Genomic DNA, 22,291 nt, shown 5'->3' on the forward strand with positions numbered 1-22,291 from the left:
GGGTGCAGGCCCGCTACAAGGCCTCCCTGGAGCTGGAGACGCACTGCAGCGGCCATGGGACCACGACTTCATCGTCGTAGGCAAACACAGCCAGCACCTCGATCAACTGGCCACGATCGCCCCCTTCCACGTGCCCCCGCACGATCAGCTCCTAAGGCGTGACCGCCACTTCCGCATCCCGCTGCAGGCTCTCGACAAGCTCTTCGACCAGGCCGAGGGCCATGCCGGCCGCTGCGGCTGTGGCAGCCGCGAGGGGGCGCTGCACGGTCCTCATCTGGTCGCACCGGGTGAGGTAGCGGCGAAGGTAAACGTCGACATCCGAGACGCCACGCCCGCTAAATCGAGCCGGTTCATCGCCCTACGCCGATCTTCCGTCCCTCCCATCGCCGTCCTCCTCGCTTTCGATCAGCTCAACGCTGCGAGTGACGGGGTCTTGTGTGCAGCGGCGCCAGGCGTTCAGAAGAGCTCATCGTCCGCAGGGCTGAAATAGTCATCCAGGGCATCGGGCTTCGCTGGCGCCGCAGCGGCGATCCACTCGCCCGTGAGCTCGTGGGTACCGGGCTCGATGAAGCCGGTCGCAATGCCGAAATCGACGATCGCCTGCTCGGTGAAGACGGCCGAGCCGCCGAGGTAGCCGACCGGCCCGGGCAGCTTGGCGAGCAGCGGGGTGAGCTCGGAACCCTCCCTGAGCAGCTTGGCCTTCTTCGCGAGCCAGATACTCACACGATTGGCGTTTGGCAGCCGCAGGATTGATGCGGCGCGCACCCCGTCCACGAGGCCGTGTATTGGCGCGAGGTCATCTTTGAGGTTGGGAGGTGCAGGCATCTCGCCGAAGTCGAGGTCATCCAGATCGTTCGTCATGCTTCCACGGTAATTTGAAATTACCCACAGGGCGACTCTTGTAATAACGGGCTAAGTAATTCTGAACTACCCGGCAGGCAGGAGCGGAGAGCGCCCAGGGTAGTCAGGAATTACCTCGCTCAGACTAAGAACAGCCGAAGGTAGTCCGAATTTACCGTGCAAGTACCGCGGGCAGGGTAAATTCTAGCTACCCTGCCATCCTCCGCAGCACGTCCTGCTCAGCTCTGTACGCCTCCACGGCCGCCTGGTCAGGCTTCACGCCCATGGCCTTGAAGTAAGCCGCAACTGTGCCCTCACCGAGCATCTCGTCACCGGCGACGACGCGTCTGGCAATGCGTTCGGTGTGGCCCACCCTCGCCGCCAACTCAACGGTAGTCAGCCCGCTGGCCGCAAAGCCGGCAGCCAGCTTCGCACGGGCCGTTCCGTCGATGAGCGCCTGGCTGGCCGCGTGGTATTCGGGTGTCCGGTCGGCCCAGATGCCATGCACCGGAGGTTCAATTTCACCTGGTCCACCGTCCACACCCACCACACGCCCTTCAACTGCCGGGCCGTCATAGCCATACTCTGCCAAGTCGTTCCCGTCAGTGAACACGGTCGTGGCCGGCACGTCCGCCCAGATGACCGGCCAGTCGTTCTTTTCGGAGGCGTCTTGAATGGAGTGCCGACGCCCGTATTGGAGACTGAGGGTGATCCAGTCGCCGCGGTTGATCGTGCTGAGGCCGGGCGGCAGAGCCCGGTAGATCCGGACGGTGGCCGCGGGGTTGTCTCTTGCGATGGACAGCTGCCGCATGGTTTCCGGATCTGACTCGCCGGATCCGTAGAACTCCGGGTGCGTGTACACGTCCGGGCCGAAGGAAGCTGCGAGGCTGGTGATCGGGTTCGAGTAGCCGTCGTCCGTAGGCGCTCGGTGGCTGCCCTGGTATGCCTGCATGGGGCCATTCTAAGAGGTGGCAGCCGCCGGGGACCAGTTCGGTAGTCGTGCTTCACCGCTGGGTACTAGCCTCCTGCGTTGCAGAGAACGAGACTGTATGCGCCTGTTGATGTCTGTTTTGACACCTCTGTGCCGTCCATCAGGATTCTGCAAGTTATCGACGTCGTCGTTTCGCCGGCCGTAGCGCCGACCCCCAGCGACCAGAATCCATATGCACTCGTGAAGTCGTCACCATCGAATCTGTACTTCTTCACGATGGGGCCGGTACGGCTAACCGTGTCGCTCTCCTGGCCATTCTTGTTTCCCACGAAATTTGAGTAGGTAATTCCATCAATCGGACCGTCGGCTTCGACGATGTAGGTGATCTCTTTTTCTGTGTCTCGTTTTGCCTGGGCGGCTTCTGCGGCGGCACGTTTCGTCGCAGCAGCCTCGGCGTCCGCGGCCGCCTTACTGGCGTCCTCGGACGCCTTATTGGCGGCCTCTTCTTCCTTCTTTGCGACTGCGTCAGCTTTCTCTTTTTCGGCGTCAGCCTTCTTGGCGGCCGCTGCGTCCGCCGCGTCGAAAGCGGCTTTCGCCTCTTTGACACTGACGCCAACGGTAACCTGGACATTTTCGGATGCGCCTACTCTGGCTCCCGCTGCAATGCTCTGCGCGGTGACAATCCCTTCCCGGGGGTAACGCGTTTCGAATACGGCTCCGTCCGGGTCTACTATGGTGAACGAAATTTCTGAAAAGGCCATGTCAGCGACGCCCTCACCTAGCGGATTTCCGACTAGATCAGGCATAGACCTAGCCATCTCTTTTGTGGCCACTGGCCTGCTAGACAGGGCCCCGTGACTTTCTGTCTGTGATCCTGCAGAGCATGAGCTTAGACAAACCACTAATACGATTGCCCCAAGTATGCCGAAATTCGATTTCATGGTCGTCCCCCAAGTGATGATGATGATTTGTCTAGAATGCAGGTTCAATCTACTCGATCGCCTGGACAAAGCGGCACTTGAAATGGTGCGTGCGGTCCGTTGAGCAATGGGGAGAGGATTTAGCCTCCGTCATTAGACACCCACAATCAGCTCCGGCCCGTTGTTCCGCACATTACCGACAGCCTTGCCCACTTCCCGCGGTACCAGTACCGGATCCGGGATCGCATCCAGCAACGATCGAATCTCACTCTTGTCGGTCAGCGCCGGGTCCAGCCAATCGGACTGCAGATCGCCTGCCGGCACGATGACCGGCATGCGGTCGTGGATGTGCCCCAAGGCGTCGGCCGCGGGCCGCGTCAGGATCGTCGTGGTCAACAGCCATTCATTGTCCTCGCCTTCCGGCACCTCGGGATCGAGCCAAAATTCGTACAGACCGGCGAAGCCCAGCAGGCCGTCGTCTTCCGGGTGCAGGTACGTCGGAATCTTGCCGCCACCCGCCGTTACTTCCCATTCGTAGTAGCCGTCCGCCGGCACCAGGGCTCGTCGCTTCACGGCTGCCGACCGAAACGTCGGCTTCTCCAACACGGTCTCCGAGCGCGCATTGATCGCCCGCGACCCGACACTCCGACTCTTGGCCCACACGGGCACCAGCCCCCACCGCGCGGTCTCCAGGCGCCTTGACGGCTCGCCGTCCGCCCCGCGGCCCGTCACGATTCGCACGGCTTGGGTCGGCGCCACGTTCCAGCTCGGCCGCAGGTCGTCGCCAATGACCTCGTCGATGTCGAAGGCCGAGACGAGGTCAGCTGTGGCTCTGGCAACTACAAATCTCCCGCACATACGGCGAGTCTAGGTGGGGGCGTTGAGGATGGGTAGGGGTGCGAGTGTCAGGGCCGGGTCGCATTCTCACTTCAGCAGATCGGCGCATACACTCTCAAGTGAGGCTGGCCCGCGCCGCATACGAGACCGGGAGCGCATAGGGCTGCCCCGCAGGTATTACTGCACTGATCGACTGAATGGACCAGCTTTGACTCTCGCTACAACTGAACCCAATCACCTCACCCAGCAACAGCTGGAGCAGACGTTGTGGAGGGCCGCCAACGCGCTCCGCGGGCCCGTCGACCCGGGCGACTTCAAGGCCTATGTTTTCCCGGTCCTGTTTTTTAAGTGGATCAGTGACAACTGGGACTTCAAGCACGCCGAAGCAGTCGCCGAATGGGAGGACGACCTCACCGACGAGATCGAGGCCGACTATCATGTCTTCGACCTTCCGAAGGGCTCTCACTGGGTCGACGTCTTCGAGACCACGAGCAACGTCGGCGCCGCCCTCCGCGACGCGCTTCAGGGCATCGAGGCCGCCAACCCGGAACGGCTGGCCGGCGTCTTCGGTGACGTCAACTGGGCCAACGAAGACCGCCTCCCCTCGACGGCGCTCAAGAATCTTCTCAAATCCTTCCACAGCGTCACCCTCAACCCGGACACCGTTTCCGGGGACATGCTCGGCGCCGCCTACGAATACCTCCTGCGGGAATTCGCCGAAGCCTCCGGCAAGAAAGCCGGGGAGTTCTTCACCCCGCGACACGTGGTGCATCTGCTGGTGAAGATCCTGGACCCTCAGCCGAAGGAATCCATCGCCGACCCCGCCTGTGGATCGGCCGGCATGCTCGTGGAAACAATGAACGCCGTCCAGCTGCACGGCGGCGACCCGCGCACCATGCGCCTCCACGGGCAGGAGATCAACCTGACCACATCGGCCATCGCCAAAATGAACCTCTACCTGCACGGGCTCGACGACTTCACGATCGTCCGCGGCGACACCTTCTCCAACCCCCAGCTGCTCAACGGGGCCGAACTGCAGAAGTTCGACGTCACACTCGCCAACCCGCCGTTCTCGCTCCAGAATTGGGGTGCCGACAAATGGGCCACTGACCCGTACGGCCGCGCCGTCGGCGGCGTCCCGCCCAAGGGTAACGGCGACTGGGCCTGGATCCAGCACATGATCGCCACCATGAAGCGCCGCACCGGACGCGTCGGCGTCGTCATGCCCCACGGCGTCCTGTTTCGCGGCGGCCAGGAAGCGAAGATCCGCGAGGAAATTCTCGGACGGGACCTCCTCGAAGCGGTCATCGGCCTGCCCACCAACCTGTTCTACGCCACGTCCATCCCCGTGTGCATCCTGGTGTTCCGCGCGACCAAGCCCGAAGAGCGCAAGAACCGGGTCCTGTTCATTGACGCCTCCAGCCAGGTGCAGCCGGGCAAGAACCAGAACACGCTGTCAGACAAGAACGTTGACGCCATCGACGCCGCCTACAAATACGGCGCCGGCATTGACGGCAGCGGCCTCAACCCCCGGCTCGTCCACATCGACGAGATCGCCGACAACGGCCACGACCTGAACATCGGCCGCTACATCAAGGGCGAAGCCGCTGCCGAGTCCGACGTCAAGGGCGCCCTGGCAGCCATGTTCGCCGCCCAGGAAGAACTCCTCAAGGCGCAGACCGTGCTCGCTGCCAAGCTGAAGGCGGCGGGTTTCGATGCGTGAGGGGTGGCGTCGGGTTCGGCTCGGTGACGTCACCAAGCAACACATCGACAAGTTCAAGGTTGAACCCGGCAGCGTCTACAAGAACCTCGGTGTCAAGTGGTACGCCGAAGGGGTGTTCTCCCGCGAACCAAAGCTGGGCTCGGACATGAAAGCGACTTCGCTCTACCGGGTACGCGAGGGGCAGTTCATCTACAACCGAATGTTCGCTACGGAGGGCTCCTTCGCGCTCGTGACAAAGAGATTTGCCGATGGTGTTGTCTCGAATGAGTTTCCCGTCTTCGACGTGGACTCGTCATGTGCCCTGCCCGAATACCTGCGCTTGCACTTCCAGCAACCCACGGTTTGGGCGGATGTGGCAGCCGAGTGTGTTGGAACGACGAAAAGCCGCAGTCGCTGGAAGGAACAACGATTCGCTGAGTATGAGGTCGATCTCCCACCTCTCGAAGAGCAGCAGCGCATCGTTGACCTGATCGGGTCACTGGACGAGGCGATCGAGGCGGCGGATGGGGCTAGTGGTGCAGCTCGACACAGCTACCTAGCCCTTGCGGGCGCTTTGCCCGGGCCCCCCGTCAGACTCCGTGAAGTCTTGAGTCAAATCGACGCAGGCAAGAGTCCGCCTGGTGAAGAGCGAACCCCTTCTGGATCGGAAAGGGCGGTCCTCAAAGTTAGCGCAGTGGGTGTAGCAGGCTTCAAGTCAGATGAAGTGAAGGTAGTTGCACCCGATACGTATCTCCCAGCCAAGTCCGCTCTCTCGTCGGGTGACATCATTGTGGTGAGAGCAAATGGGGTTCTGAGCCGCGTTGGGGCAGCTTGTCGCGTCCCAAAGGACTTCACAAATCTTTTCCTCTGTGACAAGACACTGCGCCTCGTGCCTAAGGATGGACTCTTGGACTCGGATTGGTTGCTTGCTTGCCTCAAATCGTCTGGTGTTAGGAATCAGATAGAGGAAAGAGCCACGGGGTCTGATATGCGAAATCTTACCCAGAAAGCAATAATGGAGCTGGAGATTCCGGCTCCGCTGATTGAGACCCAAAAGCAAATCGGCTCTGCACTCAGGTCAGCAGATGCGGTCGCCGCCTCCGCAACAGCCTACGCCGCCTCCCTTCGCACCCTTCGCTCCGAGCTTCTCACCGTTCTGCTTTCCGGAGAGCATGAGATTCCGGAGTCGTACGGCGTCGACATCGCAGCACAGCTCGAACCCGCAGCCTAAACACCGCACCCAGGGGGATTTCTTGACCACATCGGCAGCCTTCAACGAGGCCAACTCCGTCCAGCAACCCATCGTGGACTTGCTGGAGGAGGGAGGCTGGGCCTACAAGGACGGCGCCTCGCTGCCGCGCGGCTTCGACCAAGTGTTCCTGGAGTCGGAGCTGGCGGCAGCCTTGGTGCGCCTGAACCCGGTGATCGCCGCCGTGCCGACCCGGGCCGCGGATGTCATCGCCACGCTGCGAACCCTGACACTCAAGGCTGGGCAGGACGGGCTCGTCCAGGCGAACGCGAAGTTCTCCGACTGGCTGCGCGGCGAACAGGCGATGGCGTTTTCCGGCCATCCGTACCATGAGCCGGTGCGGCTGATCGACTTCGAGCACCCGGAGAACAACCGCTACCTGGTCGCCGACGAGGTCACCTACGGACCCGGGGTGAAGAAGTCCCGCTTCGACATCGTCCTGTGGGTGAACGGCATCCCCCTGGTCGTCGGGGAGACGAAAACGAACACGAGCGCCGCGGTCTCCTGGGTCAAGGGGGCCAAGGACATCCATGACGTCTACGAACGGAAGGCCCCGGCCTTCTTTGTGCCCAACGTCCTCTCCTTCGCCTCGGACGGCAAGGAGTTCTTCTACGGCGCCGTACGGCAGCCGATCGACAAGTGGAGCCAGTGGGGGTCCATGGACTCTGCCGCGACCCTGGGTGGCTGGCCGCGGGTGAAGCAAAGCGTCGAGCTGCTGCTTTCGCCGTTCCAGGTGCTGGCGATGCTGTCCGACTTCACGCTGTACGAAAAGTCCGACAGGGACGGCGTTGCGCAGTTCTTCAAGATCCTGGCACGCTACCCCCAAGTGCACGCGGCCGACGCTATCTACAACCGTGTCCTGGAGCCTGGCGGCAAGCAGGGCCTGATCCAGCACACCCAGGGATCAGGCAAGACCCTGGCCATGGTGTTCGCCGCCGGCAAGTTGATGAAAACCCGGGCGATGAAGAATCCGACGGTGATTGTCATTGCGGACCGGACCCAGCTGGTCACCCAGTCAGCGGACCAGTTCCGCACCACGAACGACGGCGGGATCGCCACCCCGGAGACGGCACGGGAGCTGCAGGAGATGCTGCGCCGGGATGACCGCGGCGTCATCGCCTCCACGGTCCACAAGTTCAAGGACGCCGGCGTGCTCAGCACACGGGACAACATCATCGTCCTCATCGACGAGGCGCACCGCACCCAGGAAGGCGACCTGGGCAACAAGATGCGCGAGTCGCTGCCCAACGCCCGTTTCTTCGGCTTCACCGGCACACCCATCTCCGACGGCGACAAGAACACCTTCAAGCTCTATGGCGACCCCAAGGACCCCGGCTTCGCGCTGAGCGTCTACGACTCCGACCGTTCCATCGCCGACGGCACCACCGTCCCCATGCATGTGGACCCCCGCATGGTGACCGTCCACATCGACAAGGCCACCATTGACGCCGAGTTCGAGAAGATGGCCGCGGAGCAAAACCTGGACGATGAACAGAAGGACTTCATCGCCTCCAAAATCAGCACCCTGGCCGTCATCGTCTCCAACCCGGAACGCATCAAGGCAGTCTGCACCGACATCATCGACCACTTCTATTCGGTCGTCGACCCGCAAGGCATGAAGGCCCAGGTCGTCGTGTACAACCGGGCCATGTGTGCCGCCTACGAGGAAGAGCTCACCAGTCAGTTGATCGCACGCGCCGCCGGCGGCACACCGGATGAGGCGGCCGTTGTCATGACCGTCGGAGGGAAGGCGGACGGCGGCGCCGACTACTCCAAGTACGAACTTGATCAGGCCGCCGAGGCCGCCTTGCTGAGGCGGTTCCGGAACTTCAACGACCCGTTGAAATTCCTGATCGTCACCTCCAAGCTCGGCACCGGCTTCAACGCCGACAACGAGGGCGTCATGTACATGGACAAGCCGCTGCGTCTGCACACGCTGTACCAAACGATCACCCGGACCAATAGGACCTGGAAGAACCCCGTCACCGGCAAGGAAAAGAAATACGGCCTCATCGTCGACTACTTCGGCATCGGGGACGAATTCGCCAAGGCCATGTACCCGACCGACCCGGAACGGGCCCGAAAGAAGATCGAGGTGGACGGCCTCGTCGAGGAGTTCGCCGAGCAGCTGGACGACACTTTGGCGCGCTTCGTCGGCATTGACCGGACCGTGGCCGACCACGCCACCTTGCAGGCCGCATTCGAACGGATACCGGAAGGGAAGTTCCGGGACCGTTTCGCGGTCCAATTCGGCACCCTCAGCGGCGTGTGGGAGCTCCTGTGGCCCGATTCCCGGCTGGATCAGTACAAGGACGACTACAAGTGGCTCGCGAAGGTCTACGACGCCTCACGGCCCTCCAGCGGCGGCTACGACCTCCTGTGGGAACAGCTCGGCACCAAGACCCTGGCCATGGTCCACTCCAACATGACCAGCCAAGGCGTCCTGAACATCGGCATGACCGCCGTCATCGCCGAGGAAGACACCCTCGAAAAGCTCAAGGACGCCGGCATCTTCCCACCCAAGAAGGAAGGTGAGACCCAGCCGGAGGTGAGCCTGGAGGACGTCGTCGACGGCATCTCAGCCCGGATCAAGAAGCGCCTCGCCGGCGCCAACGGCGACCACCCCGTCTACAAGTCCCTGGCCGAACGACTGGAACGGATCCGACTCAGCGCCTTCACACGCTCCCAAGACTCCGTCGACTACCTCAGCCAAATCTTCGTCCTGGCCGCCGACCTCACCAACGCCGAAACAGCGGAAGACGAAGAAGGCGAAGCCGGCCTGGATGTCCTGGACCCGAACGTCGGGGCCCTGACGCAGATCTTCGAGGAATACAAGCCCGCGGGAGTACCGGTCATCATCGGCGAGGTGGTGCGCGACATCGACGCCATCGTCAAGGCCGTCAGCTTCTCCGGCTGGAGCGAGACCCAGCGCGGCGACAAGATCGTCCGGCTGGAAGTCCGCAAGGTCCTCAAACGCTACGAGCTCCACCGCGTCGAGGGGCTCTTCGACCACGCCTACAACTACATCGCGGCCAACTATTAGGGACCGATGATCTAGTGCCTCAACAAGCAATGCCCCGTTCGGTGTGAACGGGGCATTGCTTTCACCCCGCGTGTGCGGGAAATATTTGGTGTCGACGTAGCAGTCGTTGTATTTCCAGGAAACACCCCGCGTGTGCGCGGAAATATGGCTGGTAGTCCCCACCGCTTACTTGCAGATGGGTTCATTCGCGCGCCGGAGAATAGCCACACCGTCTATGTGTGCGGCGTCCCTGGCCAAGAACGACTGACCCCTCCCGCGCCCTAGTCAACGCATGGTTTCCGCCGGGCCGTTCCGTGCCCCGTGAGACGTGCCGGCGGCCGCCGGCCACAACGTTGAGAGGCACCATTTTGAAGTATCAGCGAGGATCCCTGGAGCATCGGGACGCTTTCGAGGCTCCCACCGAGCAGGTGGCGGAGGCAGTGGTCGGGGAGCTGGGCCAGAAGCCGTACCCGGGCAGTGCGATGGCGGAGACGGCGGCCGCGTCGTTGGGCGACGCGGGGTTCACGGAACAGGTGAATTACTGCATCCTGTACCTGTCCATGTTCACCCGCCGGTCGGTGGTGAACCCGCATGACCAGGCACAGCTGGCCGAGCGGCTCAGCCCGGCCGAGTTATCCCCGTTCCCGGACCTGGCGATGATCGCGGCCGCGGCGCTGCTGGACTTTCCGCGGGCCGTCACCAAGGGCGAACTGCTCCTGGGGATCTCCGAGCGCGAGGGTCGGTGGATCCTCGCCCAGTCGTTCCTTGCCGATGCCCGGTCCCATAAGGGCTCGGCCCGTCGCGGCGGACGGCAGGAACCGCCACGGTGGGCGGACTTTCGGGATGGCCGGGGCAAGTTTGCTGTCGGGTTAGTAGCGGCTGCGTAAGCCCTGGTGACGGCCGGGGCCGGCCCTGGGTCATCCCATGGAGTAGACGAGAAAGCTGATCAGCAGGAGTGCCCCTCCGATGAGATCGATTGTGCCGAGGACTTTCCCGGCGGCTGCGGGAACGCCGAGGGATTCTGCCTTGTTGGCCTGGCTGATCGCCAGGGGCCCCAAGATGATGCCCAGGAAGAACAGGCCAATGACACCGAGGGCCAGGGAGTTGGAGCGGTGGCTCTGACCCTTGATCTGTTGGGAGTAGTCGAAGTTGGATTGTGGGAATCCGGTGGAGAAATTTTCCGGCGCCGACCGCCCCAGCCCGCCGTTGTGGACGGCGCCCGCGACCTGGCGTTGGCGTGCCATGAAGGGGTCCTTCGGTTTGCTCGCCCCCCGGGTGAGGTAGAGGACCAGGCAAACCCCGCCAACGCAACCGATAACCGTGAACAATACTGGAAGAAAAACCGATTCCATATCAATACCCCCACATCAAAGAACACGAATTCCGTCCGGATGATTCGGCGGGATTCGTGTTCTAACCAAACGGACCGATCGAGTGAATGTCCGCGCCAGAGCTCTTTGGCGACCACAGTGGTCGCCACAATGGAACCGATGTTCCTGTCGGTTCCGGTGTCGCTCAATTGGACCATAGCACTATTGGATTCCCCTTGAGGGAAATGGAGACCCGGGTGACGGCACCGGGATGAAAAGCGAGACTTCAATTCACGAGCAGCGTCATTCAGTTATGTGTCGCACCGCAGGAAAGTTGCATCGCCGGCACCCCTGGTCGTGCCGACTTTCCGTCCGGTCCGCACAAATGGGGTCCATGACTTCAGCGACCGCTGCCCCTACCACTGCCTCAACCACCGATGTCCGCAGCCTTATCGTGGCCCATCATGCCTCCATCTCCAAAGTCGACCCGGCACTCGTCGAGCAGTTCATTGCGGCCGCCCAGGGCGCCGGCCTTATGCCAGAGCGGCGGGCCACGGTCGAATGGGCCGTCGAGCCAGTCCAACGGCAAAACGCATGTGCTGATGACGCAGTAAGGTTGCCGCCTACTTCCCGCCCCGCGGCAGCCACCACCCCGGCAGCCGACCGTCCAACTCATCGAGGCGCCAGTCGGCAAGCTTGCCCCGGAGTGCGTGCCCGCGCTGCGTCTGCAGCCAGATGCTGAGTGAGCTTTCTTCTGGCGACCGAGGTGGCCTGTGCCTCGGCAGTCTCCCCCGTTCCGTGACAAATTCTACGGACGCGAAAAGCCGTTGCCGCCAGCGGACATCTTCTTCGCGCTGACGGTCCGGGGTAACCCAATCACCAAGCTGGTCGCCCAATTCCTTGGCCTTCTGCCATCCCAAGTTCTGCGCCACGAACGCATGTCGCTGGTGCGACAGCCAAGCGTAGAGACGCGTCTCGCCGTCTTCCTTGCCCGATTTAGCTGGGCATCGACCGTACTTGGCGACAAAATCCCTCAGCTCCACGAGCCGCCGCCTCCACTGGTCACTCGGCGTCTTCGGTGCCGCAGCGTGGTCCGCAGCCAGAGCCGAGTCGACCGCCCTTCGCCGTTCCAGGTGTCTCTTCACGGTGGACACAGGGGCCTCAACCAGCTCAGCGATGCGGGTTGCGGTCAGACCGGCCGCGTACATCTGATCCCACTCAGGGTGGGCTGAGAAATCGTCAAGATGCACGGTGGCTTCCTCTCCCCTCTTCGCCGGCACGTGTTTGTCGCCCAGCCTAGTGGTGCGCTGTTGAGATTCCCACGGCCCTCGCGACTCGCGGCCCGATGTGGCTCTCGAAAAGATCTCCGCGCTCCTCGATGGCCAACACTCGGCGCCCGGTCTGCACAGCGGCCACAGCTGTGGTTCCGCTCCCAGCGAAGGGATCCACGACCAGCTCGCGCGGCTCCGTGGCCAGTTCGATAATTCGTCGGAGCAGCCCTTCCGGCTTGGCCCAAGGAAACGGCTCGGTGCCATCAGCGGCCAGGGCGGACTGCTCCCTGAGAGCATCCTCGTGAGTGGGCATCTCCGGGTCCAGCTGCCAGCTCCATAGACTTCCGACCATCTTTGACCGCCCACCTGGAGATGTGTATGAGGGCCGGAATGGCAGCTGCGGTACAGAAAAATCGGCACCCTCATTGATCATGTCCAGCACACGGGCTGCCGAGTAGCGGCTCGGTATCCGAAGGCGGAGGGGTGTCGCGTTCCGCCCGCGCTCCACAACGAGGTCGGCGGTCAAGTGCACCGCCACGCTCGCAGTCGAGTGGTCGCCTGCCAAATAGTGACCGTCGGGGACTCCGAACCGGACCGACCCCGCAGGAAAGGTTAGTGTTTGGATCCGGTTGCCCCTGTGAACCAGGGAGACACGCTTGCCTTTCTCGGTGGTTCCGGATGTGAATGGTGCCAGCTGACGCGCGTCTTTGGCATAGATCAGGATCGGGTCGACGGTCGAAACGATGTGCTTCGCCGCGTACGACGGGCGCCTGGTCCTCTCCCAGGAGACCGTTCCGATGAAGTTTTCCTCGCCGAACACTTCATTCAAGTCAGACCGTACAAGTGCGGCTTGGCGGTCGTTGATATGCAGCCACAATGATCCTTCGGGCCGCAGCAATTCGCGACAGCTCGCCGCCACCTCGGATATGAGCTCGCTCCACGCCGAAGCTTCACGAAAGTCCCTGTAGCCTAACCGCGTCGTCCGGCCGGTGTTATATGGCGGGTCCAGATATGCGACTTTCGCCGTCCCTGCATGTCCCGCTGCGGCGAGTTGCGGAAGCATGACCCGTGAGTCGCCGTGAATCAATTCATGAAGTTGCACCCACCAATCTTGCCCTTGAAATTTGATGGGTTCTGCGGGTTTGAGTGGCATTTACACATGATCTAGATCACAAAACAGCCCGATTTGGCCGAATGAGGCGTCCAGCGGTGAGAGTGGTGTCCCCTGCCGCATACATGGCTATTAGCAAACGCGGAAAGGGCAGCAAGACGGCCCGGATCGCACCAGCGGCAACCGCTGGGAAGTCGCTACACGCCTAATGCGAGTCGGCACATACGGCCGCGCACCACACCACGAAAGAGTTGAGCGTTTTGAGCAAGAAGCAGTCCAAGAACCAAAGCAAGCAAACCCAGAGGCGTTCGTACGCACATGGCGGCAAGCGACGCGGAGGCGCAGCACCTACAGCCGCTGGCCGTCGTAATGGCCCCACGTTCGCCGTGATCCACACTGTGACTCCGGAAGACAGCCCCATTTCAGGGATGTACACGATGGACGAAATCCTGAGCTTGCGTCAGCTCCATCCCGGCGCCAGCGAACTGCCCGAAAAAGTGATGCCAGGTTGGGCTTGGCTCGCAGCCGCCGCCACTGATCTTGCCGATGCTGGGCATCACGACTTCCCGGCAGCGCTTACAGCAGTACTGCGAGGGCAGGACATGTTCTTGCAGAAGCGCGCCGAAGGCCATCCGCCTGTCCGCGTCGCAGAACACCTTCTCCGCATTCATGAACTGGTCACCCGGGTTACCTTTAGCATTGACGAACTGGCGGAGTGGAATGCCGTCTATGAGGATGATCAGAGCGTGCCGGAAGCAACGCTCCCGATCATCTGTTGGCTGGTAGACGCTATCCGGAAATTGTCGCGGATAGTATCCATCGATGAAAGCTTGGCAATCGAAGCTGTCGGGCGCGTACAAATGCTGGCCCTCGAGAGGAGAGCCAGTGGAATTACAACGACCCAATTCGCTCATGAGTTGAGCTCTTCATATCTGGATGTCATTCGCAGTGGCCGTGCAGCTTACGGCAAATTTGAAACCGGCCTGTGATGACTACCACCACCGACACCTCTCTCTCCGATGCTCTCATCGGATTCCACACCGACGACCTGATCGGCCTGATTGCGGCACTTGCCGCGGTCCAGGACGGTCGCATCATCCTCGGCTCACCCGACCACGCCGAGCTTGTTGACCAGGAGCTGCTGGCCGAAGTGAGCGAGGCCATGGCGTTGACCTCCATTGATCTGCTGATCGAAGCGGTCCAGGGCGGCCTCGAGGAGCGGCACTGGGAGATTGAGGCAGCTATGGAGGCTTGGGCCCTTTGGGGGCACCGCACAGTCTCATGGGCTGCAGCGCTCCTCGATGCGGCCGACGCCGTGCGCGGGCGGGAGATGGGTCAGAACGATCGGCTTGGAGCAGTGAGCACGTTTACGGCTTTCACGGCTGCGTAAAAAAGAACCTCTCCCCGGGCGCCATGCCAGATATGCCGCACAACATATCGCCCGAACTATACGTCCCATCTTACGTTACGTATCCCAATGGGGATACTTATTGAAGAAGCACGAAAACGAAATCTCTCGAAAGAGAACAACCCAGGCCCACCGGGCCACAACGAAAGGCCACACCCATGAACGTCCTCACCTTCCCCCAGACACTGGCCGGAATCACCCCCACCACCCGCGTAGCGGCAGAGACTGCCATCGTCGCAAAAGTAAACGAGACGATCACCAAATTGCGCCCGGCGCTCGATGCGCTAATGGCCGTGGTCGAAGCCACGAAGTACGGCAGCGAAGATAACGGTCCCCGCGATGACGTCCACCAACGTTGCCGGGCTGCGTGTATCGGTTTCTGCCAGGAGGCCCTCCGGTACGCGATCGCTACCGCTCTCTACGAATCTCCGGAGATCGGAGTGACCCGCGGTACGGACGGCGCGGCCATGGGCTTCAGCGGCCATGGTGCAAGTGGAGAAATTTACATCGTCGATTTTGGATACATGGCGGGCGAGCTCACGCCTGTTGAGGACTTCTTGACCGGGATCGAGGTGGCCGTAGAAGCGGCCATCGCGGACCACTTCGACCATCTTGCCGGCTAACCACCACAGCCACCCTGCCCGCCGACCCGTCGCCGGCAGGGTGGTGCCGCTGTCGTCCCCAACATCGCCGACGACGTCTTTTCCTTCGTGGCCGCGGCTCGATGTGACGCTCTTTCAGCTCGCCGCGTTCCTCGATAGCCACGACGCGCCGCCCTGTCTGCCCGGCGCCCAGGCTGGACGTTACGGCTTTCATGGCCGCGTAAAGATTCTCAAAAGTTCTTTCGAGATTCTCTTACATGGGGTCCCCCTAGAACGACTGGATCTATGTAGGGAAAAGGCACCACCACGAATCAACATCAATTTACCGCCCATCTGGGCAGAAGCGAGCACTACGATGTACCAGAATGTCCGCGTTACCGAAGAGAACTACGAAGCTCTCGAGTCTGCCATCTACCACCTGAGCGATGCGCCGCCCAGTGAGTTGAATGCCGATGACATGCTGTTTGCGGCCCGAGAGGCCGAGGCCAAGCTCGACCGCTTGGCCATTCCTGCGGGGCTCCGTGCCGGCACGCTTGCGATGACGCGCCAAAATCCCGCTGCGAGAACGGCCGGGGTAAAGCATGACTACTCCATCGTGGCAACCCTGGTTCGCGATGGCGAAGGTTGGCGTCTGAAAGACATCACCAGGAAGGAATTCACCGGTGCCGGAGTGAGTCTCGTTATCAACTACGGGCAGTTTGACGATCGCCGCATGCTCGAGCAGATGGGCGTAACGCGACTCCGCATGCTCCCCGAAGACGCTGACGACGGCTACGACAACTAACTCCAATTGTCACGTCCCATCGGCCCGGCCGCGAATCGCCTTGGCCGGTGGGACCCCCAGCCCGAACCAACACCAAACCACCACTGTCCAATGTGGCAAGTAGGAGAAACAACCATGACCCCCGACCAAACCCTCACAGCCATCGAAACGCTCTCGCTATACGGAATCTGGACCGAAAACGAAGTGCGCGGCTCACAAGATTCCTCCGGCCTGACCGCCGACCGCGTTTACATGAGCATTCGCGGGGGCGGCATTGGCGCCAGCGCCTGGGTCGCACACATCCCCGACATTGATATGCGTTGGGGTTTGAAGCGGGTGTTCGTCGATGATGACCAAGGGCCCACTGACGGCAAGCCCCAGAAGTCAGGCGGTCGTACCTGGACACTCGAGCTCGATGGGATATACGAAGTTCGCGGCCTGTGCATTGGCTCAAAACGCAGCGAGGACGGCTTCTTCCTGCGCCGCGGAGAAGAGGTTGCTTGGATCGGCGAGGCCCGCACCGAAGTTATCCAGGCCATCAAGACCGCCAAGAAGGCGCCCGTACTGGCCGCAGAAGCCGCGTAGCAGACCCTCTGTGGCGGCAGGACCACCACCCGCCGCCACAGAAGGTCTGCCCGCTCACAACCCGCCAAGAAAACGAATCCCGTATGAACAACGCGCTCCCACCCTTCGACCCAAGCAGTTGGAACGGCATCGATCTGCCGGCCATCGACCGCGTCGCAACATCCGCCACACACATACGCTTCACCATGCGCAACAGCGCCTGGGAGGGAACCACATTTTTACATCCGGCGCGCAGCTGCGACGACAACGGCGATGGCACCTGGACCCTCCGCTTCGCACCAGATTCCTACTTCACACTCACCGACGGCACACGCAGCGGCACCATCGGCGCCCAACAGTTCTATGAAGACCGCGCCGCCCCACTGGCAGAACCCGGCGAGCCTTTCGCTATCACGCCCGTATTCAATTCTGCAGGCTGGAATGATGTCGTCCTGCCGGCCACTGACCACGTGAGCTCCACCTATTCACACCACGCCTTCCGGCTGGTCAACAGCCGATGGGAAGGCGTCATCGTTCGTCACCCGGCCACCATGACCGCTGTCAACGATGACGGGTCGTTCACCCTCCGGTTCCCGGCCAGCTGGGGCTTCAAGGTGGGCGACGGCCGCGCCGAACAGCCGATCACCTCACGCGAGTTCTTCGAGGACCGCAGCCACCGTCGGGACACGCCCGGCGATCCTTACATCTGCACCCCGACCTACGCACCCGGTGCCTGGAACACCTTTCACGTACCAGCCGCGGACGTTGCGGCTGGGGAGGGCAGCGAGGCGGTCACCGTGATGCTTACCGCCTCCCGTTGGGAGGGGCTCCACTTCAAGCACCCTGCGTCGCTCACCACGGAACACGACGACGGCTCGACGGCGATTCGCTTCGGGCCCGAATGGGAATTCAAGCTGCTCGGCGGGGAGACCCCACTGCCAGTGTCCGCCCGTGAACTCTTTGAGGACCGCACCAACCGGCCGACAACCGCCAGCGAATCATTGGCGACCGAGCAGGCGGTCTGGCACAAGCTGCGTTTCTCGTCAGCGTACTTACGCGCGGTCAAGGGAGGCAAAAGTGCTCCGTCGATCCGCATCCGATTCCCATGGGCTTCTGATCACCCCGATGCCATCGTCTTCCATCCCGCGAAATTGGTTCGTGACTCCCGCCGGTTCGGCGAGATCAGGATCGTTTCCTTCCACGAGAACTGGACCTTCAGGCTAAAAGACCGCGACGGCACCGAAATCGAAATGAATGCTGAAGAGTTCATCGCCGTCACGGAGAAGTGGGCCGACAAAGAGCCCTAACGGGATGACGTTTTTGAGAGCCTCTCACCGAGAACTCTGGCGCCCGTCACCTCCGTCACCATCCCTGATGAGCTGCGCGATCCCGCGCACCTCGAAGTCAAGTAAGGAAAACCATGGCCCTCGCCACAGCACCTGAGCTCGCCACAGATCCCACTTTCACGCTCGAACAAACCGTCGCCCTGGAACGCTTTGCCAAACTCCGCGTAGGCGGGGTCTTCATGGAGCAGGGCATGGGCAAGACTCGTGTGGCTGTGGAGCTGGCCAATTACCGCACTGACAGCCTTGACGCTGTCTTGTGGGTCGCACCGTTCTCCGTGCTGGCCGCCGTAGAGACCGAGGTCGCAAAGTGGGGCTGCACCCTCCCCGTGCGGTTCCTGGGCTACGAGACCCTAGCTCAGTCGGACCGCACTTATCTTGAAGTGCTGGCCTGGTGCGAGGATCGCAAATTCCTGATCATCGCCGACGAGTCGACCTTCATTAAAAATGGCGATTCGAAACGCAGCAAGCGGATGCTGCAGCTGCGCAAACATGCCGACTATGCTCTTGCCCTCAATGGCACGCCGTTAACCCGTGACCTGTGGGATCTGAAACGGCAGATGGATTTCCTGAGCCCGAAGATCCTGGCGACCGATGACCGGGCCTTCCGGTACAAATACTTCACGATGAACAAGATGATCGATGACCGGGGCGAGGAACGCATCTGGTTCGAAACCTACGAGCCCAATGTCGCGCATCTCCAATCCCTAATGGCGCCGTACATTTTCGAAGCAAAGTTGCAGTTCGGTTTGCCTGAAACAACCCTGGTGCGAGAGCACTCCGCCAGTCCCGAAGGCCACCTGGCCTACGCGGTGGTGCGTGATGAGTTCTTCAAGGCTTGGGAGACCGGCGCCGATGAAATGGCCTTGTACGAGATGCTCGGCAAGCTGGGTCTGATAGCTGCCACTGATCCGCTGAAGTGTGAGAGCGTGGCCGTATGGGCGCGCTACCGGCACACGCTGGTCTTCTGCCAGTACCGCGAAGAGCAACGATTGATCGCGGCAGCGCTCGATGGCAAGTGCCTGGTTATTAACGGCGACACCCCGGCTGCAGAGCGGGTCTCAATCTTCGAGCGCTCCAAGACAGAGCTAGTGCCGCTGCTTCTCACCTATGGTGTCGGTTCCTTCGGTCTCAACCTGCAGCACTTTTCGGAGTGTCACTTCGCCTCCTTGGGTTTCCACTATGGCCGGCAGCAACAGGCCAAAAGCCGAATCCGCCGGCTGGGTCAGGAGAGTGCGATCGAGTACACGGAGCATGTGACCGATCTGGGCATCGATGCGCTGATCGCCAAGAATCTGACGAAGAAGGGCTGGCTGGCTGACCTCGTCCGGCATGCTTTCGATCCGCGCACGATTCTCTAGCAGCCGGAAAACTATTACACGATTTGCGGCAATGTATCCCGAAATGGGATAATTATTAGAGAGAGATAAGGAGGGCACCATGGAGACAGCACTGGTACAGAATGTATGGGAAGCGACCCAGGAACGCCTCAAAAGGACCTTCGAGGAATTCGACAACGTCATCGTCGCCTTCAGTGGCGGCAAGGACTCCGGCGTCGTGCTCAACGCCACGATCGACTACATGCGTGATCACGGAATCACCAAGAAGATCTCCGTCTACCACCTTGACTACGAAGGCCAGTACACGGCCACGACCGACTACGTTACCGAGATGATGACCTCCAATCTGGATCTCATTGAGCCCTACTGGATCTGTCTGCCGGTCGCCGCTCAGTGCGGCGTCTCGATGTACCAGGATCACTGGAGGCCCTGGGATCCAGAACAGCAAGAAATCTGGGCGCGCCCCATGCCCGAGCACCCCGGCGTAATCAACACTGGGAACGTGCCGGCCGACTTCCCGGCCTACGAAGGCGTGTGGGATTACAAATTCAATGTCCAGTTCGCCCGCTGGCACCATCGGATGAAGGGCGCCGAGGAGACTGCCGTCCTTGTCGGTATCCGCGAACAAGAATCCCTGCACCGCTACGCGGCGATTAACCGTCAAGACAAGCAGAGCACCTACCAGGGTCTCAAATGGACCACCGAAGTCGCCACTGGAATCTACAACGCCTACCCCGTGCACGACTGGGTCACGGAAGATGTTTGGGTTGCCCACGCAAAATTCGACTGGACCTACAACGGCCTCTACGATCTCTTTCACCTGGCAGGCATCGGCATCCACCAGATGCGGGTGGCCTCCCCGTTCAATGATGCGGCCACCGACTCCCTGAAGCTCTACCGCGTGCTCGAACCGGCCATGTGGGCCAAGCTCGTGGGCCGCGTCAACGGTGCCAACTTCGCCGCCATCTACGGCGGGACCGCTGCCATGGGCGCGAAGGGTGTGAAACTGCCGCCAGGCCACTCCTGGAAGACTTACGCCGAATTCTTGCTGACCACACTGCCCGTTGCGGCACGTGAAGGCTACTTGAAGAAGATGGCCACCTCGATCAAGTACTGGACCGAGACCGGCGGTGCACTGCGGCTGGAAACGGTTCAGCAACTCCAGGCCGGCGAGACGGCCGGCGTCGAGTTCCTCGGAGCGCCCACCAGCAAGCGCACATACTCCACGCCCTACGAAGTGGTCCGGTTCGCTGAGTATCCCGATGATCTGCTAGAGATCAGCAATTTCGCTGAAGTTCCCACCTGGAAGCGGTTGTGCATCACGATCCTTCGCAATGATTACAGCTGCAAATACATGGGATTCGGGCAGAACAAACTCGAACTCGAAAAGCGCAAGACCGCACTCGCCAAGTACAAGGAGATCCTCTAGTGTCCAAGGTTTTCACCTCCCCCGTTTACGGCGTCCAGGCCGTCCCGCTCGAGAAGATCCGAGCCAACGCCTACAACCCGAACAGCGTTGCCCCACCGGAAATGAAGCTCCTGGAGACTTCCATCTGGGAAGACGGATACACCCAGCCCGTGGTCGCCTATTACCTGACCGAGGAAGATGTTTACGAGATAGTGGACGGTTTCCATCGATACACCGTGATACTCACTAGCAAGCGGGTCCGCGAACGCGAGGGTGGCATGCTGCCGATTGTCACGATCGACAAGCCGCTCGAAGGGCGCATGGCCTCCACGATCCGCCATAACCGGGCCCGCGGCACCCACAGCATAGAGCTCATGAGCGGGATCGTTGCCGAATTGGTTGAAAGTGGGATGGGTGATGCGTGGATCATGAAGCATATCGGAATGGATGCCGACGAGCTGCTGCGGCTAAAGCAGGTCACCGGCCTCGCCGCACTGTTCCGCGATGCGGAGTTCTCCGCAGTACGGGCGTCCACCGCCACAGGGGTGATTTAGCCGTGGCCGACCGGATGATCAGCCTTCGCATTTCCACCCCCGCACTGGTCCGGCTGGATGCGAAGCCGGAGGGCCGCAGCGCAGCACTGCGGGGACTCATTGAAACTATCGCCCGTGGTGAGATCCCGGAGGATGCGGAACCACGCACGCGAGTACAGGTCAGCGCCCGTGTGGACAGCGTGCTGGTAGCTCAGGCTAGGACCGCCGCCGCCGCAAACCAACCACCCCTCGATCTACCAGAGGCCATCGAAGCCCTGCTGCTGGAGGGATAGCACGCAGACCCACGCCACCCATGCCCGCTGAGCGGGTCGGCGGGCAGGGTGTCGTCACCGTCACCACAGCAAAGGAGCCAACATGTTCAAGGCATCCATCGGTCTCATCGGCCTCTCCGGGAGTGCATGGGGCTGGGCCGCCGCCACCCAGGCCGGCTCAACTGCGGGCATCCTCGCCGCGGCCGCAACCACCCTCGCAGCCGTCATCCTACTGGCCCTTGGCGCCAAAGCCGTCCTACGCGACTGACCGCTTGGCTGGCCGGCTGGCGGATCGGTGGGCGGCCAGCTTGGCCGATTGCTGAGGAAGTCGTGGCTGCGGCCAGGCCCTGGCCAGCATGCACGCCTCAGACAGGATGTCCATGGCTCCCGGTAGGCTTGGGAGCTGGTGTCCACCACTATGGTCGGACGGCACTCCTGGTCTTGGCCCTCCACTCATTGGACGGTGCCGCGTCGAGTGTGAAAATCGGGGAAAGAGACAAACATGAGCGAAGTCCAAGCGGCAGCCCACCGGATACTCGTCGCCGGCCACAGGTCACGAATCCGCAGCGCTTATGGTCTTGGCCTCGGACTCGTCATTGCCATTCTGGGTCTCATCTCGACCGCGCCTGGCATGTTCTGGCTCGGCGTCATCGTGATGATCGTCGCCGGGATCATGTTCGGCCGTGCAAACGGCCGCATCCGCCAGGCCGAGCTCGAGGTCGCCAAGGCAGGTCAGACCCGCTCCGATTGACACGTCGCCTCGGCCGCCGAGCCGGTCACCGGGCCGTGCGCCGGCCCGCCAGACGGACCGGAGCGCGGGACGATGGCGCCGGAGACGCCGAGGAAGATTGAACGCTTCGCCATG

General features: G+C 61.7%; 24 protein-coding genes. 16 read left to right on the forward strand and 8 right to left on the reverse strand.

What is annotated here, in order from left to right; genetic code table 11:
• Positions 1 to 13 precede the first annotated feature (13 nt).
• The 5 genes from MMF96_RS02660 to MMF96_RS02680 all read right to left on the reverse strand — a co-directional run bounded on the left by MMF96_RS02660 (position 14) and on the right by MMF96_RS02680 (position 3,549).
• Entirely contained in the window at positions 14 to 142 is a 129-nt protein-coding gene (locus MMF96_RS02660) for a hypothetical protein (RefSeq protein ID WP_256882468.1), read from the reverse strand.
• 314 nt (positions 143 to 456) lie between these two features.
• On the reverse strand, positions 457 to 861 hold the full coding sequence (locus MMF96_RS02665; RefSeq protein WP_256882469.1) for a hypothetical protein: 405 nt from the start codon (positions 859 to 861) through the stop codon (positions 457 to 459).
• A gap of 187 nt (positions 862 to 1,048) precedes the next feature.
• Complete coding sequence (locus MMF96_RS02670) at positions 1,049 to 1,792, reverse strand: hypothetical protein (protein WP_256882470.1); 744 nt, start codon at positions 1,790 to 1,792, stop codon at positions 1,049 to 1,051.
• A 65-nt stretch (positions 1,793 to 1,857) separates the two neighbouring features.
• On the reverse strand, positions 1,858 to 2,604 hold the full coding sequence (locus tag MMF96_RS02675; RefSeq protein WP_256882471.1) for a hypothetical protein: 747 nt from the start codon (positions 2,602 to 2,604) through the stop codon (positions 1,858 to 1,860).
• Between the two features lie 240 nt (positions 2,605 to 2,844).
• The gene (locus tag MMF96_RS02680) at positions 2,845 to 3,549 is read right to left on the reverse strand and encodes an SOS response-associated peptidase (protein WP_256882472.1); all 705 of its coding nucleotides are present in this window, start codon (positions 3,547 to 3,549) and stop codon (positions 2,845 to 2,847) included.
• Between the two features lie 187 nt (positions 3,550 to 3,736).
• Between MMF96_RS02680 and MMF96_RS02685 the strand changes: the two genes are divergently transcribed.
• The 4 genes from MMF96_RS02685 (at position 3,737) to MMF96_RS02700 (ending at position 10,388) form a co-directional block, all read left to right on the forward strand.
• Entirely contained in the window at positions 3,737 to 5,251 is a 1,515-nt protein-coding gene (locus tag MMF96_RS02685) for a class I SAM-dependent DNA methyltransferase (RefSeq protein WP_256882473.1), read from the forward strand.
• Entirely contained in the window at positions 5,244 to 6,461 is a 1,218-nt protein-coding gene (locus MMF96_RS02690) for a restriction endonuclease subunit S (protein WP_256882474.1), read from the forward strand. The genes MMF96_RS02685 and MMF96_RS02690 overlap by 8 nt, the downstream gene beginning before the upstream one ends.
• A 22-nt stretch (positions 6,462 to 6,483) precedes the next feature.
• Positions 6,484 to 9,522, forward strand: a complete 3,039-nt coding sequence (locus MMF96_RS02695) for a type I restriction endonuclease subunit R (RefSeq protein WP_256882475.1) — start codon at positions 6,484 to 6,486, stop codon at positions 9,520 to 9,522.
• 347 nt (positions 9,523 to 9,869) lie between these two features.
• Positions 9,870 to 10,388 carry a hypothetical protein gene (locus MMF96_RS02700; protein ID WP_256882476.1) on the forward strand — a complete coding sequence of 173 codons (519 nt, stop codon included), beginning with the start codon at positions 9,870 to 9,872 and terminating at the stop codon, positions 10,386 to 10,388.
• Positions 10,389 to 10,418: 30 nt separating this feature from the next.
• Here MMF96_RS02700 and MMF96_RS02705 read toward each other — a convergent pair whose 3' ends face one another.
• The 3 genes from MMF96_RS02705 to MMF96_RS02715 form a co-directional block, all read right to left on the reverse strand.
• Positions 10,419 to 10,745 carry a hypothetical protein gene (locus MMF96_RS02705; protein WP_256882477.1) on the reverse strand — a complete coding sequence of 109 codons (327 nt, stop codon included), beginning with the start codon at positions 10,743 to 10,745 and terminating at the stop codon, positions 10,419 to 10,421.
• A 689-nt stretch (positions 10,746 to 11,434) separates the two neighbouring features.
• Complete coding sequence (locus MMF96_RS02710; protein WP_256882478.1) at positions 11,435 to 12,061, reverse strand: helicase associated domain-containing protein; 627 nt, start codon at positions 12,059 to 12,061, stop codon at positions 11,435 to 11,437.
• 46 nt (positions 12,062 to 12,107) lie between these two features.
• Positions 12,108 to 13,235 (reverse strand): DNA methyltransferase, encoded by a 1,128-nt coding sequence (locus MMF96_RS02715; protein WP_256882479.1) that lies wholly within the window; start codon positions 13,233 to 13,235, stop codon positions 12,108 to 12,110.
• Positions 13,236 to 13,453: 218 nt separating this feature from the next.
• Between MMF96_RS02715 and MMF96_RS02720 the strand changes: the two genes are divergently transcribed.
• The 12 genes from MMF96_RS02720 (at position 13,454) to MMF96_RS02775 (ending at position 22,177) form a co-directional block, all read left to right on the forward strand.
• Entirely contained in the window at positions 13,454 to 14,182 is a 729-nt protein-coding gene (locus MMF96_RS02720) for a hypothetical protein (protein WP_256882480.1), read from the forward strand.
• A complete protein-coding gene (locus MMF96_RS02725) occupies positions 14,182 to 14,583 on the forward strand; it encodes a hypothetical protein (protein WP_256882481.1) in 402 nt (133 codons plus the stop codon). Before MMF96_RS02720 ends, MMF96_RS02725 begins: the two co-directional genes overlap by 1 nt.
• A gap of 176 nt (positions 14,584 to 14,759) precedes the next feature.
• Complete coding sequence (locus tag MMF96_RS02730) at positions 14,760 to 15,224, forward strand: hypothetical protein (protein WP_256882482.1); 465 nt, start codon at positions 14,760 to 14,762, stop codon at positions 15,222 to 15,224.
• 103 nt (positions 15,225 to 15,327) lie between these two features.
• A complete protein-coding gene (locus tag MMF96_RS02735; protein WP_256882483.1) occupies positions 15,328 to 15,987 on the forward strand; it encodes a hypothetical protein in 660 nt (219 codons plus the stop codon).
• A 114-nt stretch (positions 15,988 to 16,101) separates the two neighbouring features.
• Entirely contained in the window at positions 16,102 to 16,551 is a 450-nt protein-coding gene (locus tag MMF96_RS02740; RefSeq protein ID WP_256882484.1) for a hypothetical protein, read from the forward strand.
• An 83-nt stretch (positions 16,552 to 16,634) separates the two neighbouring features.
• Positions 16,635 to 17,837, forward strand: a complete 1,203-nt coding sequence (locus MMF96_RS02745; RefSeq protein ID WP_256882485.1) for a hypothetical protein — start codon at positions 16,635 to 16,637, stop codon at positions 17,835 to 17,837.
• Between the two features lie 113 nt (positions 17,838 to 17,950).
• Positions 17,951 to 19,234, forward strand: a complete 1,284-nt coding sequence (locus MMF96_RS02750; protein ID WP_256882486.1) for an SNF2-related protein — start codon at positions 17,951 to 17,953, stop codon at positions 19,232 to 19,234.
• A gap of 79 nt (positions 19,235 to 19,313) precedes the next feature.
• Entirely contained in the window at positions 19,314 to 20,642 is a 1,329-nt protein-coding gene (locus MMF96_RS02755) for a DUF3440 domain-containing protein (RefSeq protein ID WP_256882487.1), read from the forward strand.
• Positions 20,642 to 21,175 (forward strand): ParB/RepB/Spo0J family partition protein, encoded by a 534-nt coding sequence (locus MMF96_RS02760; RefSeq protein ID WP_256882488.1) that lies wholly within the window; start codon positions 20,642 to 20,644, stop codon positions 21,173 to 21,175. The genes MMF96_RS02755 and MMF96_RS02760 overlap by 1 nt, the downstream gene beginning before the upstream one ends.
• Positions 21,176 to 21,189: 14 nt before the next feature.
• Positions 21,190 to 21,447, forward strand: a complete 258-nt coding sequence (locus MMF96_RS02765) for a hypothetical protein (protein ID WP_256882489.1) — start codon at positions 21,190 to 21,192, stop codon at positions 21,445 to 21,447.
• A gap of 82 nt (positions 21,448 to 21,529) precedes the next feature.
• Entirely contained in the window at positions 21,530 to 21,694 is a 165-nt protein-coding gene (locus MMF96_RS02770; protein ID WP_256882490.1) for a hypothetical protein, read from the forward strand.
• Between the two features lie 234 nt (positions 21,695 to 21,928).
• Positions 21,929 to 22,177, forward strand: a complete 249-nt coding sequence (locus MMF96_RS02775; protein ID WP_256882491.1) for a hypothetical protein — start codon at positions 21,929 to 21,931, stop codon at positions 22,175 to 22,177.
• The last annotated feature ends 114 nt before the right edge of the window (positions 22,178 to 22,291 follow it).

Source organism: Arthrobacter sp. STN4, from assembly GCF_024539665.1.
Taxonomy (GTDB): Bacteria; Actinomycetota; Actinomycetes; order Actinomycetales; family Micrococcaceae; genus Specibacter.